Source organism: Pseudoduganella sp. jia 9, from assembly GCF_055502615.1.
The window spans coordinates 1-12,395 of the sequence record NZ_JBUPWE010000009.1 but is presented as its reverse complement, the minus strand read 5'-3'; the positions used below and the strand labels follow the sequence as shown (position 1 = coordinate 12,395).

General features: G+C 67.0%; 11 protein-coding genes. 6 read left to right on the top strand and 5 right to left on the bottom strand.

Translation table 11 applies throughout. From position 1 onward, the window contains the following. Nucleotides 1-9: 9 nt before the first annotated feature. The 3 genes from ACY34H_RS12545 to sugE are packed head-to-tail and all read right to left on the bottom strand — an operon-like array spanning nt 10 to nt 865. On the bottom strand, nt 10-177 hold the full coding sequence (locus tag ACY34H_RS12545) for a hypothetical protein (RefSeq protein ID WP_464977833.1): 168 nt from the start codon (nt 175-177) through the stop codon (nt 10-12). Beyond that, nucleotides 174-548: an NADH-quinone oxidoreductase subunit A gene (locus tag ACY34H_RS12540; RefSeq protein ID WP_464977832.1), complete on the bottom strand. Its 375-nt coding sequence runs from the start codon at nt 546-548 to the stop codon at nt 174-176. The genes ACY34H_RS12545 and ACY34H_RS12540 overlap by 4 nt, the downstream gene beginning before the upstream one ends. Next, nucleotides 545-865, bottom strand: a complete 321-nt coding sequence (gene sugE, locus ACY34H_RS12535) for a quaternary ammonium compound efflux SMR transporter SugE (protein WP_464977831.1) — start codon at nt 863-865, stop codon at nt 545-547. The genes ACY34H_RS12540 and sugE overlap by 4 nt, the downstream gene beginning before the upstream one ends. Before the next feature lie 121 nt (nt 866-986). Here sugE and ACY34H_RS12530 point away from each other — a divergent pair, with 121 nt between their 5' ends. Continuing rightward, entirely contained in the window at nt 987-1,889 is a 903-nt protein-coding gene (locus tag ACY34H_RS12530; RefSeq protein WP_464977830.1) for a LysR family transcriptional regulator, read from the top strand. Nucleotides 1,890-1,921: 32 nt separating this feature from the next. Here the strand turns inward: ACY34H_RS12530 and ACY34H_RS12525 are convergent, their stop codons facing one another. Further along, nucleotides 1,922-5,293 (bottom strand): glycosyl hydrolase, encoded by a 3,372-nt coding sequence (locus ACY34H_RS12525; RefSeq protein WP_464977829.1) that lies wholly within the window; start codon nt 5,291-5,293, stop codon nt 1,922-1,924. A gap of 288 nt (nt 5,294-5,581) precedes the next feature. On the opposite strand from ACY34H_RS12525, the gene ACY34H_RS12520 reads away from it, so the two are divergent. The 3 genes from ACY34H_RS12520 to ACY34H_RS12510 all read left to right on the top strand — a co-directional run bounded on the left by ACY34H_RS12520 (nt 5,582) and on the right by ACY34H_RS12510 (nt 9,434). Continuing rightward, the gene (locus tag ACY34H_RS12520; protein WP_464977828.1) at nt 5,582-8,290 is read left to right on the top strand and encodes a bifunctional diguanylate cyclase/phosphodiesterase; all 2,709 of its coding nucleotides are present in this window, start codon (nt 5,582-5,584) and stop codon (nt 8,288-8,290) included. Between the two features lie 109 nt (nt 8,291-8,399). Further along, nucleotides 8,400-8,936 (top strand): carboxymuconolactone decarboxylase family protein, encoded by a 537-nt coding sequence (locus tag ACY34H_RS12515; RefSeq protein ID WP_464977827.1) that lies wholly within the window; start codon nt 8,400-8,402, stop codon nt 8,934-8,936. Between the two features lie 60 nt (nt 8,937-8,996). Next, nucleotides 8,997-9,434, top strand: coding sequence for a MerR family transcriptional regulator (locus ACY34H_RS12510; RefSeq protein WP_464977826.1), 438 nt, complete (start codon nt 8,997-8,999; stop codon nt 9,432-9,434). Between the two features lie 94 nt (nt 9,435-9,528). Here ACY34H_RS12510 and aqpZ read toward each other — a convergent pair whose 3' ends face one another. Then, complete coding sequence (gene aqpZ / locus ACY34H_RS12505) at nt 9,529-10,281, bottom strand: aquaporin Z (RefSeq protein WP_464977825.1); 753 nt, start codon at nt 10,279-10,281, stop codon at nt 9,529-9,531. Between the two features lie 250 nt (nt 10,282-10,531). On the opposite strand from aqpZ, the gene ACY34H_RS12500 reads away from it, so the two are divergent. Further along, on the top strand, nt 10,532-11,104 hold the full coding sequence (locus ACY34H_RS12500; protein ID WP_464977824.1) for a TetR/AcrR family transcriptional regulator: 573 nt from the start codon (nt 10,532-10,534) through the stop codon (nt 11,102-11,104). An 85-nt stretch (nt 11,105-11,189) separates the two neighbouring features. Next, on the top strand, nt 11,190-12,392 hold the full coding sequence (locus tag ACY34H_RS12495; RefSeq protein WP_464977823.1) for an efflux RND transporter periplasmic adaptor subunit: 1,203 nt from the start codon (nt 11,190-11,192) through the stop codon (nt 12,390-12,392). The last annotated feature ends 3 nt before the right edge of the window (nt 12,393-12,395 follow it).

Here is a 12,395-nt window from a genome sequence, read left to right as displayed (position 1 = left end):
ATGCCCGCGTCAGCCGGTCCAGGCGACGGCGGTGGTAACGGCCGCCGCGCCGATCGCCACCGTGCCCAGCAACCGCGCCACGCGGTGGTTGCCGGCACGGTGTTCGTGCCGGGCAGCCAGCGCCAGTCCGACCCCGAGCAGGACGTTCAGCATCAGCAGCGACATTGGCGGCGTCATTCCCAATCCATCGCGCCTTTCTTCCACTCGTAGACGAAGCCCACCGTGACCAGGGCCAGGAAAACCATCACGGCCAGGTAGCCCGTCATGCCGACCTCGCGGAGTGCCGCCGCCCACGGCACCAGGAACACCACTTCCAGGTCGAACAGGATGAACAGGATGGCGACCAGGTAGTACTTCACACTGAATTGCATGCGTGCATTGCCGAACGCCTCGAAGCCGCATTCGTACTGGGATAGCTTTTCCGCATCAGGCCGGTGCGGCGCGAGGAGCCGCCCAAGTAGCTGGGGCAGGACGCCCACTGCGATACCCACGCAGATGAACAGCAGGACAGGGAAATAGGCGGAAATATCCACGGTCGTGTCGCTCATTGCGCGCTCACCAGTTTCAGGCCGATAATGCCGCCGCCGATCAGTGCGATGCACAACAGCCGCGCCGCCGACGCGGATTCGCCGAACAGTACTATGCCGGCAATGGCCGTGCCGACGGCGCCGATGCCGGTCCAGATCGCGTAGGCGGTGCCGACCGGCAGCGTACGCATCGCATACGACAGCAGGCCGAAGCTCACGGCCATCGCCGCCACCGTGCCCACGGTCGGCCACAGCCGGCTGAACCCTTCCGTGTATTTCAGGCCCAGCGCCCAAACTATCTCAAACAATCCCGCTACCACCAATGCCAGCCACACCATGATCTTTCCTTTGTCAGCGGCTGGATCTCCAGCCCGGTGCCGGGATGGTATATAGTGAAAGCTGAGATTAAAAGTCAGGTTCTTTCAGTATTTTTGATAGGTTGATCTTTCAGGGTATATCGTGGCATTCGATACTGACAACATCCGGCTGCTGCTGGCCGCCGTGGACAGGGGCTCCTTTTCAGCGGCGGCGCGTGCGCTGAACCGGGTGCCGTCCGCCGTCAGCATGGCGATCGCCAGCCTGGAGGCGGAGCTGGGCGTGCAGCTTTTCGATCGCGGCGGCCGGGAGCCGAAGCCCACCGCCGCGGCGCTCGCGCTGCTGCCGCAGGCGCGCCTGCTGGTCGAACAGCTGCACCGGCTGGACATGCATGCGCGCGCCTTCACGCAAGGCCTGGAAACATCGCTGGCGCTGGCCATCGTGCCCGAGCTGGCGGCGGCCGCGCCATGGAGCGAGGCGCTGCGCCAGCTGGCCGGCGAGTACCCGCTGCTGCAGGTGGAAGTGCTGACCGCGCCGCAGCAGGACGCGCTGGCCATGGCGCAAAGCGGGCGGGTGCAGCTGGCGCTGGTGTTCGAGCGCTACGGCATGACGGCGGAGGAAAGTTTCCAGGAAATCGGCGAGGAGACGCTGGTGGCCGTGGTGGCGCCGCATCACCCGATGCTGTCCGGAGCGGGCGCCGCCGGCATCCGCGACGAGGACCTGCAATCGCAGCGCCAGATCGTGGTGGCCGGGCGCGATGTGCCGCACGTCGACAAGCGCTTCGCCATCTCGGCGATCCAGTGGCGCACCGACAGCCCGTCGGCGGCGCTGAGCCTCGTGGCGGCGGGGCTGGGATGGGCATGGCTGCCGTCCGGCTTCGTGCGCGACGCGGTAGCGGGCGGCAGCCTGGTGCAACTGCCGCTGCAGAACCTGACCAACGTCCTGCGGCTGTATGTCGACGTGGTATGGGCCAGCGGGCGCCCCCTCGGGGTGGCGGCACGCCGCTTCGTGGAACTGCTCAATGCCCATCGGGCCGGGCTGGCCTGACCCGGCAGGCATGTGCCCCGGACCCCCACAGGTCATCCGCCGGCGGCGCTGCCGTGGCGCAGCGTGACGGGCCCCAGCAGGCCCGAAGGAAACAGCGCATCGCCCGACCGGTAGGGATTGAAGGTGGTCCAGGCGACGCGCTGTGCGGGAGGCAGGCCGGCATCGGCGATCAGCCGGTTCGCCCACAGGTTCGTGACGCGAATCTCGAGCCGGTTGCGGCCCTTGCGCAGGTGCGGGCCGATGTTGGCGGCATACGGCGCCATCCACAGCGTCGCCGCCTCGATGCCGTTGACGAACACGGTGGCCGCCACTTCCACCTGGCCGAGATCGAGCCATGCGGCCCCTTGCGGCAGCCGTGGAAGGTCGAACTCCTTGCGGTAGACCGCCGTGCCCGAATAGTGGCGCACGCCGTCCAGCGGATGCGCGGACCACGAACCGAGTTCCGCCAGCACCAGCGACGAGGGACCGCCCCAGGCAGGGTCGAAGCTGACCTGCCAGGGCCCGCGCAGCGTCCGGCGGATGGGGACATCGGCAATCAGGGGCGGCGGCGCCGGCAGCGGCGTCGCCGGCGGCATGGCCGGCACGCCGAACACCACGAACACCGACGCATGCTGCTCCAGCCGCAGCGGCACCGACATGCCGCCCGGCGTGGTGCGCGCACCGGGCAGTGCGTAGCGCCGGCCGGTGGCCGGGTCCCATGCCTGCGGCGTGCCGGTGCCATCGCGGAACAGCGCCTCCACCGTGACGGACCGCGGCCGGTGGTTGGCGACGAAGTACAACTCCATGCTGCCCACTTTGCGGTGCACGGCAAGCATATCCAGCGGGTCCAGGCCCGGCGCATGGAAATCCCGGCCGATGCCCAGCCGCGCCAGGTGCGCCGCCGGTTCCTCGCCCCACAGTACCAGGCCCGCGCCGACGCGGCGTTCGCCCCGCGCCGGCTGCGGAGCCGCGCCCCATAGATCGTCGGCGATGCGCAGCAGTTCCACGTCCCCGTCGCCATCGGCGAAGGTGGGCGTGCGCCGCGCCCGCACCGGGCCGATCACGCGCGCACCGCGCCGCACCAGGTCCAGCACGTGGCGGGCGGCCGCCAGCGTCATGGCGTCGCCGCCGGCCAGCACGAGCACCGGGTAGCGCATGCCGCCCGGCATGACGAGGCAGCCATCGTCGACGCTGGCGCGCAGCAGTTCCTCGTCGCCGCAGACGTCGTAGTCGTGGCCGGGCGGCGGGGCGGGGCGCATGCGCGCGGTGGCGATCTTCAGCGGCGTGTCGCTGCCCAGGTGGTACAGCAGGTCCGCCACCGGCTGTCCCAGTGCCAGCAGGTAGGAAGCGCGGCCCAGCATGTGCCAGAACGGCGCACCCTGTTCCCACCACGTATTGTTGCGCTGGTAGGGCAGGAAGAATTTATCCTCGGTGACGCCGGGCTTGCGCCGCTCGCCATAGGGCTGGTGGTTGCCGGCCAGGACCACGATGCGGTTGATGCCGTTCGCGAACGCGGCATCGGCGAACGGTTTCAGTACGGCAGGGTGGATGTGCGCCGGGCTGCCCGTGAATGCCTCGGCGGCCGCCAGCCGCTTGCTGTACAGGTGCGCCGCGCTGGCGGCTTCGCGGCAATCCATCGTGCCTTCCGGCTGGCTCTCGCCGCCGAACTGGTTGACCCAGAACTCGCCCATCGGGATGTCGACCCGGCCCTTCGCCTGGATGTTGTCGCTGGGCAGGCAGGTGGCGATGCCCGGCGCCTGTGCCGTGACCGTCATGCCGGCCGCGTGGGCGAGCGCCGTGAAGGTGCCGAAGTATTCGTCGCTCATCAGGTCGGCGATGGTGCGGCGCACGTCGAACAGCACGCGGTCCGTGGTGCCCGCACTGGCCACCGGGATGCCGGCCATCGCCGGCAGGTACGGCAGCAGCGCGTAGCCGCGGCGCTTGCGGAACTGCGCCATGAAATCCGGCGTCCAGTTCTGCGAGCCGTGTTCGGCGCTGTCGATGCCGATGCCTTCGATGCGCGCGCCCGGCACCGAACGCACCGCCGCCAGGATCGGGCCAAGGTAGTGTTCGAACTGGACCCGCGTGGCGTGCGCGCTCAGCTTGTCGCATTCGAGGCCCAGCGCGCCCGGGTAGCCGTGCTTGGTGCGCGCGCCGGTGGGCGTGTGGCCAAGGCGCAGGATGGTCCAGTCGCCGGGCGGCGGCGTCCAGTCGAGCGAGCCGTCCGGCGCCAGGCGCGCGCTCAGGTCCACGATGGCGGCGGGATCGGCCACTTCGTGCGGGCCGTAGCGCGGCGTCCGGTCGGCATCGGCGAAGTCCGCCAGGTTGCCGGCCTTGCTCTCCCAGCGGTCTACGCGCGCGGCGCCGCGCAGTACCAGTCCGCCGATCAGCAGGTCGTCGTCATTGGCCGGAATGTTCCTGCCCCAGCCGCGCAGGTTCAGCCGGAAGTGGCGCGCCGTGGCGGCCGCGAACGACACGGTGAGCCGGTCCCACGATCCATGCTGGTAGCCCATGGCCGGCAGTTCGGCGACCGCCGTCCACCGCTCGCCGTCCGCGCTGGCTTCCAGCGTGCCGAGCGGCGGATTGCGGCGCATGCCCTGGCCCAGCGCATCGGGCCCCCAGCGGCCCGGCACCTGCGTGGCGATGACGGGCGCCTTGGAGTTCTTGCGTTGCGTGAAGGTCAGGCTGCGCAGCGTCACCGGGCTGCCGTAGTCGAATGCGATCAGCACTGCCTGGCCGTCGGCGCGCGGGCGGATGCGTGCCTTGCGCCGCCCCGCGTCGGCTTCGCCCGCCGCCGGCACGCTGGCGAACAGTGCATCGAGATCGATGTCCGGATCGTTGCTGGAGGTTTTCGGCAGCGGCAGCGGCGCGGCACCGGCGGCGGCGGGCCAGGCCAGGCAGGCCACGTCCCGGCAGTACGCCAGGCTGGTTTCCGGCTGGCGCAGTTTCAGCATGAGGCGCGCACCTCCCGTCACATGCGTTTCGCTGGCCACCAGCCGCTGCATGCCCAGCGCCGGCGTGATCCACGGCCCGCCGGCCACGTAGCCGTTGCCGGCATTGATTTCCAGTGCCAGGCCCAGCCTTGCGCATTCCGCGGCGGCGAAACGCAACCGTGCCAGCCATTCGGGCGACAGGCTCGCCAGCGAATCCGGCGCCGCCTTGAACACCTGCTCGTACAGCACCACGCCGCCGAAGCCGGCCTTGCGGTAGGCTTCCAGGTCGCGTGCGATGCCTTCGTCGGTCGTGATGGATTCGCCCCAGAACCACCAGATGCGCGGCCTGGCCGGCATCGGCGGATCGGCGAAGCCCGCATCGATGTCAATGCGCCGTGCTTGCAACGAGCAGGGCGCCAGCGTCAATGCCAGCGATGCGCCTGCCGTCGTCGCCAGGAAGGCGCGGCGTGTACAGCCTGCCGGTTCGTCCATGTCTTTTCTACCCCTTGACTTGCCACCGTTGAATGCCACTGCTGACCGCCGGAGCCGGCCCGGCACCCTGCATGAGCGGTGTCTATAATAGATTAAGTACCATCGAGCGATGGCGGGCAGTGGAGATTCTCATGGGATTGAGTGGAACGGCCAAAGCCCGCACCGTTCCCGGTTCCGGAACACTTGCGGCTTGCAAGTCCCAGGCGTATGCTTGGCCCATCCACGGTTGAGGTTTAACCGGCTCGACTGGATTTGAGACGCGTAAGCAAATACGCGCAAGGGGAATCAATGGACGGGCCAAAGAGCATTGCGCTCGCATCGCGCGCCCTGCGCACGACCCGGGCGGCGGCTTTGCCGGTCTTCGCCTGGCCGTTCTTCGGCCTGATCGTGGCCTGCACCTGCTGGGTCTACCTGATCCAGGTGCTCGACGCGGAACGCCTGCAATTCGAGCGCGGTGCCTATGAAGCCGCGGCAAGGGTGGCCGAAAGCCAGGCCGCGCAGCTGTCGCGTGACCTGACGATGATCGACCAGATCCTCGTGCTGGTCGGTTCGCACTGGCAAGCCGTCGGCGGCAAGCCGGAGCAGCGGGCGCTCGACGAAGTCATCGGGCCGGACAAGGCCATCCTCAACATCTCCGTGTTCAGCCCCGATGGCGCCTTGCTGTTTACGAACAACCGCTCCGCCTGGCCGCAGCAGGAACTGGACAGCGTGCGCAGCCTGGCTTTCTTCGCCGAACAGAAACACCATCCCGCCGACATGCTGTTCATCGGTGCGCCAAGGACGATGGCGGGGCAGGAGCAGCACTTCATTCGCTTTTCACGCAAGATCCTCGACGTCCACGGCAGGCTCGCCGGCATCGTTGTCGTCGCCCTCGACAGCGAGGGGCTGATCGCGCCGTACGACAGCAGCGTGCTGGGCAGGCATGGCTTCGTCATGTCGGTCGGGCTCGACGGCATGGCCAGGGGCTTCCGGGGCGGCGGCCAGGCGCAGCAACTGCCGGCCCTGCCGCCGTCGCTGCGCTTTGCACTGGATAGCGCGGCAGGAAACATCTACTTGTCCGGCAAGGATTTCGGCGACACCTTCAGCCGTTTCATTTCGTGGGCACGCGTCGACGGATTTCCGGTCGTGGTGCTGGCGGCCGCCGACCAGGCGGACGCGCAGGCGGCCCTGAACGAACGGCGCATCGCCTCGATCCGCGTTGCCGCCGGGGCGAACCTGGTGCTGATCGTCTTCGTGTTCATCGCAACGATGATGTCGATGCGCTTCCACCGCGAGCGGCGCCAGCTCGAAGTGTCGCAGGCCGCCTACCGGAAGGCAACGGAGGGCGGCACGGAAGGCTTCTTCATTTGCCAGCCCATCGTCGGCGCGGGCAGCGCCACGGAGGATTACCGCGTGATCGACTGCAATGAGCGGGGCGCCGGATTCCTCGGCTCGTCGCGCCAGGCGGTGACCGGCGCGCGCCTGTCCGGCATGCACGGCATCCTGGCCGCGGGTCCATTCCGGCAATTGCTGGACCAGGCGTTCCGGCAAGGTTCGGCCGGCGACGATTTCGCGCCGGAGATCGGCAGCCGCCGGGAGCCGCAACACCTGAGGGTAGGCGTGGTCAGATCGGACGATGTGCTGGCCGTAACCGTGCGCGATGTCACGCTGGAAAAATCGCATGTGGCGGACCTGGAGCGGCGCGGCAACGAAGACCTGCTGACCGGCTTGCCGAACCGGGCCTGGATCCGCCGCTACCTGCCGGCCATGCTGGAGCGCGCGGACCGGGCCGGTGCAAAGGTGGCCGTGCTGTTCGTCGACCTGGACGGTTTCAAGCTCGTCAACGACACCTTCGGGCACGGCGCCGGCGACGAGGTGCTGCAGCATGTGGGCAAGCGCCTGAAGGTGGCGGTGCGGCCGAACGACCACGTGGTACGCCTCGGCGGCGACGAATTCGTCGTCGTGCTGGAACTGGTCGGCAACCAGGCGGAGGCGGAACACGTGGCCGAACGCATCCTGCATGCCTTCCATGCGCCGTTTTCCACGTCGAAAGGCACCGCTTCGGTCGGCACGTCGATCGGCATCAGCCTGTACCCGGTCGATGCGAAGGACATGGAAACGCTGTACCAGCACGCCGACCTGGCGATGTACCAGGCGAAGACCTCGGGCAAGAACCGCTACCACCTGTTCAATCCGGCATTCCATGAAACGATGCGCCAGCGCACCCGGCGCGAGAAGGAATTGCGCGCGGCCATCGCCGAGAACCAGTTTGTCATGCATTACCAGGCGCGGGTCGACTGCAAGAGCGGCAAGGTGACGAGCCTGGAAGCGCTGGTGCGCTGGAACCACCCGGCCGAAGGCCTGCTGGGGCCGGACGAATTCATCGGCCTGGCCGAGGAAACGGGCCTGATCCTGAACCTGGGAGAACTGGTGATCGACCTGGTCTGCACGCAGATCGCGCAATGGGCACACGGCGTGTATGGCCGCGTGCCGGTGTCCATCAATGTGTCGAGCCGCCAGTTCAACGAGCGCGATATCCGCGAAAGCATCGCCGGCGCGATGGATCGCCATGGCATCGATGCCTCGTCCGTCGAGATCGAGCTCACCGAGTCGTCGATGGTCGTCGATCCGCGCCGTACGGCCGACAACCTGCAGGCCATCCACGCCCTTGGCGTCAAACTGCTGGTGGACGATTTCGGCACCGGCTACTCGTCGCTGTCGATGCTGCACAATATGTCCTTCGACGTGCTGAAAGTCGACAAGTCGTTCACCAGCCGGCTGGGCGTCGACGAGAACGGCGAAGTCTTTTTCCGGGCCATCATCACGATGGCCCATTCGCTGGGCATGCGCGTGGTGGCCGAGGGCGTCGAGACCGCCGAGCAGCTGCGCATCCTGGAAGCGCTGCAATGCGACGAACTGCAGGGGTTTCATCTGTTCCGGCCGGTGCCGGCAGACGAATTGCCGCAAACCCTGGAATTCAGGCCGGCCGAACTTGGTGTAACAGCAAACTTGCCTTGACTTCGAGCGCGCTCTAACGCCTAGCCTGTGAAGGTGCATGAGGCCATGCACCCGCGCCATCGCGCGCGGCCCCTCACGGTATTCACGGCATTCACGGAGGCAACGAGCAATGGCAAACAGGACATCGGCAATCTCGGCGGGTTTATTGCTGGCGGGCGCACTGGCGGATACGCCGGCCAGCGCGGCGGAAGCACCTGCGGCACAGGATGCACGGCGGGCGCGCGGCGAAGCGGCCCTGGCTAAAATTACTGGCGCCGAAGGCCGCTCGGTGGTGGAGTCGATCCGCCGCACGTCGCCGGAACTGGGCGACTGGATCGTCGACTTCGCCTACGGCGATGTTTTCTCTCGTCCGGGTGTATCGCTGTGCACGCGGGAACTGGCCACCGTGGCGGCCCTGACCGCCATGGGCAATGCCCAGCCGCAGCTCAAGGTGCACGTCGAAGGCGCGCTGAACGTGGGCTGCACGCCGGAAGAAATCGTGGAAATCGTCATGCAGATGGCCGTCTACGCCGGCTTTCCCAGCGCATTGAACGGCATTGCCGCGGCCAGGGAAGTATTCGAGAAGAAGGGCGTGCAGACGTCCGCGATGAAGGCGGCGGAGGAAGCAGCGGTGCCGGCCGCCCGGCCCGCGGCGCCCGGCCGGTAACGCTTGTGCCGTGGCGCCGGGGGCCCTACAGTAGCGGGGCCATCCACTTTTTCCGCCATCATGGAACCACACCTGAGCATCGACGAAGTCGCCCGGCGCACCGGCCTGACGGCGCACACGCTGCGCTACTACGAACGCATCGGCCTGATTGCGCCGGTCGGCCGCGCCGGCGGCGGCCAGCGGCGCTACGCGGCGGCCGACCTGGCCTGGATCGAATTCCTGCTGCGGCTGCGCACCACGCGCATGCCGATCAGCAAGATGCGCGCGTTTGCCAGCTTGCGGGCCGCTGGCGATGCCACTATCGCGGAGCGCCGCGTGCTGCTCGAGAAGCACCTTGCCGACGTGCTCGCAGAAATCGAAGCGATGCGCAGTGCTGCCGGCGTGCTGGAGGAAAAGATCGGGTATTACCGGGCTGCCGAGGGCGAATCAGCCCTGGATGCGGCCTGCCGCGCAAAGGCGCGAACGCGCGCACCTGCAGGCGCCAAAGCACCTTACTGATACACCGCTTCGCCCTCAGGCGTGGCAGCGGATGCCGCCACCATCTCCAGCAGACAGGCCACCAGCGACTGACACCGCAAACCACGTTGCCTCATTACCGGGCTTTTTCAAGCTGGCTGGGGTCCGCCGGCCCTTCGATACCTGCGGCCTGGCTGCGTTCACCGCTGACAATACGGTAGGTGACACCCGCTAACGCTGCACCCAGCAGTGGGGCGATCCAGAAAAGCCACAGCTGCGATATCGCCCAACCGCCCACGAAGAGCGCCGGCCCGGTGCTGCGTGCGGGATTGACCGATGTGTTAGTCACTGGAATGCTAATCAGGTGAATCAGGGTGAGAGCCAGGCCGATGGCAATCGGTGCAAAGCCCGACGGCGCCCGCTCATCCGTCGCGCCGAGAATGATCATCAGGAAGAAGAACGTCATCACGAACTCGCATACCAGGGCAGCGGTAAGCGAGTAGCCGCCAGGGGAATGCTCGCCATAGCCGTTCGAAGCGAAGCCACCCGAGACGTCGAATCCCGCCTTGCCCGAAGCGATCAGATACAGCACGCCGGCTGCCACGATTGCGCCGGCCACCTGGGCGACGATGTACGGCAACAGGTCTTTCGCCTTGAAGCGCCCGCCGATCACCAGTCCCACCGAGACGGCAGGATTGAGGTGGCAGCCGGAAACATGGCCGATCGCATAGGCCATCGTGAGAACGGTGAGACCGAAGGCAAGTGAAACGCCGGCAAAGCCGATGCCCAACTCCGGGAAGGCGGCCGCCAGGACGGCGCTGCCGCACCCTCCCAGAACAAGCCACATGGTGCCGAAAAACTCGGCGGCAAGACGGTTTGTCAGGGGCATGTCGAGCTCCGATACTGTTGGTTCATGGCAGGGGTACAACTGATCCCGTGTCGCGATCCGTCTGATGCAGGAAGTAACGGCATTATTGCAGGAGAGAAAACATATGTCTATAACAATGACAATCCATTGTCGTACGCCTGCACTGGAACGAGGGTCCATGCGAGGCGGACGCGCTGTCGCACGCATTTGCGGCGGTGGGCTTCTTTTGCTATACTGAGTGCTCACTCATTAATTTCACCCACTTTCCACCATGGCCCGCCCCAAAAGCGAAGAAAAACGCCTGCACCTGCTGCACGCCGCCGCCGAAGCCATCGCGCAGCGCGGCGTCGGTGCGCCGACGGCGATGATCTCGGGCATGGCGGGCGTGGCCGAGGGCACGCTGTTCCGCTATTTTCCCAACAAGGAAGCGCTTTTCAACGAGCTGTACCTGTACCTGTTCGAGCACATGTGCGCCGCGCTTGCCGAAGCACTGGACCTGTCGCAGCCCCTGGCGCAGCGCGCCCAGGGGCAGTGGAACGCCTATATCGACTGGGGCATTGCCCATCCGGTCTGGAACAAGGCCATCAACCAGCTTGGCGTGACGGATATCCTGACGGCGCAAACGCGCGAGAAGGAGCTGTCGCTGTTTCCCGATGTGGCGCTGGTCGAAGCGGGATCGAAAAGCGAATTGTTCGAACACCTGCATCCCGACTTCAGCGATGCAATGTTCCTCGCCATCGCCAATGCCACGCTGGCCTTCGTTGCACGCGAGCCGGCGCGCGCCGAGGAGTACAAGCTCAGCGGTTTCAAGGCCTACGCGCGCATTTTCCTGCCGCACGCATGAAAGCTTGTTCCTGAAAAATTTGGCTATTAAATGAGTGAGTAGTCGCTAATAAATAATGAATAATCAAGTCCAAAACGGAATCCACATGACACCAGCAACGATTTCCCGGCCAGCCGCCGGCATCCTTTTCCTCGCATGCGCGGCGGCGCTGACCGCCGGCTGCGACTCCGACAAGCAGCAACAGGCCGGCGCGCCGGGCGGCAAGATGCCGCCGCCGCAGGTGGCCGTGTACACCGTGAAGCAGGAAGCGCTGCCGGTGGTGACGGAACTGCCGGGCCGCACGTCCGCGTTCCAGATTGCCGAAGTGCGCCCGCAGGTGGCCGGCATCGTGCAGAAGCGCCTGTTCACGGAAGGGGCCGACGTCAAGGCCGGCACCCAGCTGTACCAGATCGATCCGGCCACGTACCAGGCGTCGTTCAGCGCCGCCAGGGCCGCGCTGGCGCGTGCCGAAGCAAACCTGCTGACGGCCGGCCCGAAAGTGAAGCGCTACAAGGAGCTGGTGGAAATCGAGGGCGTGAGCCGCCAGGATTACGACGACGCGGTCGCCGCCGAAGCACAGGCGCGCGCGGACGTGGAATCGGCCAGGGCGCAACTGCAGACGGCCCGCATCAACGTCGAGTACACCAGGGTGCACGCGCCGATCTCGGGCCGCATCGGCCGTTCGAACGTGACCCCGGGCGCGCTGGTGACGGCCGGCCAGGAAACCGCGCTGACCACCGTGCAGCAGCTGGACCCGATCTATGTCGACGTGACGCAGTCGAGCGAAGACCTGCTGCGCCTGAAGAAATCGCTGGAAGGCGGCGGCGTGACGAAGGCCGAAGGCAAGGTCACGCTGAAGCTGGCCGACGGTTCCACGTATGCACAGGCAGGCAAGCTGCAGTTCGCCGACGTGGCCGTGGACCCGGGCACCGGCAACGTGACGCTGCGCGCGCTGTTCCCGAACCCGAAGCATGACCTGCTGCCGGGCATGTTCGTGCGCGCCGTCGTCGAGAACGGCGTCAACGAGCAGGCCATCGCCGTGCCGCAGCAGGGCGTGACCCGCAACCAGAAGGGCGAAGCCACCGCGCTGGTGCTGAACCAGCAGGGCATCGTCGAGCAGCGCGTGATCGCCACTACCGGCACGCTGGGCGACAAGTGGCTGGTGAAATCCGGCCTGGCCGCCGGCGACCGCGTGATCGTCGAAGGCATCCAGAAGGTGAAGCCGGGCGCGCCAGCAGTGGTTGCCGCTCCTGCCGCACCCGCCGCGGCCAGCACCGCCGCCGCCAAGCCGGCCGCCGCCGCTCACTAAGCA

Bases quoted from the DNA above. Each gene is read 5' to 3' on its own strand.
- ACY34H_RS12540 (WP_464977832.1), bottom strand. From the start codon at position 548: ATGAGCGACACGACCGTGGATATTTCCGCCTATTTCCCTGTCCTGCTG.
- ACY34H_RS12510 (WP_464977826.1), top strand. From the start codon at position 8,997: ATGGAACCACACCTGAGCATCGACGAAGTCGCCCGGCGCACCGGCCTG.
- sugE (WP_464977831.1), bottom strand. From the start codon at position 865: ATGGTGTGGCTGGCATTGGTGGTAGCGGGATTGTTTGAGATAGTTTGG.
- ACY34H_RS12495 (WP_464977823.1), top strand. From the start codon at position 11,190: ATGACACCAGCAACGATTTCCCGGCCAGCCGCCGGCATCCTTTTCCTC.
- aqpZ (WP_464977825.1), bottom strand. From the start codon at position 10,281: ATGCCCCTGACAAACCGTCTTGCCGCCGAGTTTTTCGGCACCATGTGG.
- ACY34H_RS12545 (WP_464977833.1), bottom strand. From the start codon at position 177: ATGACGCCGCCAATGTCGCTGCTGATGCTGAACGTCCTGCTCGGGGTC.
- ACY34H_RS12515 (WP_464977827.1), top strand. From the start codon at position 8,400: ATGGCAAACAGGACATCGGCAATCTCGGCGGGTTTATTGCTGGCGGGC.
- ACY34H_RS12525 (WP_464977829.1), bottom strand. From the start codon at position 5,293: ATGGACGAACCGGCAGGCTGTACACGCCGCGCCTTCCTGGCGACGACG.
- ACY34H_RS12500 (WP_464977824.1), top strand. From the start codon at position 10,532: ATGGCCCGCCCCAAAAGCGAAGAAAAACGCCTGCACCTGCTGCACGCC.
- ACY34H_RS12520 (WP_464977828.1), top strand. From the start codon at position 5,582: ATGGACGGGCCAAAGAGCATTGCGCTCGCATCGCGCGCCCTGCGCACG.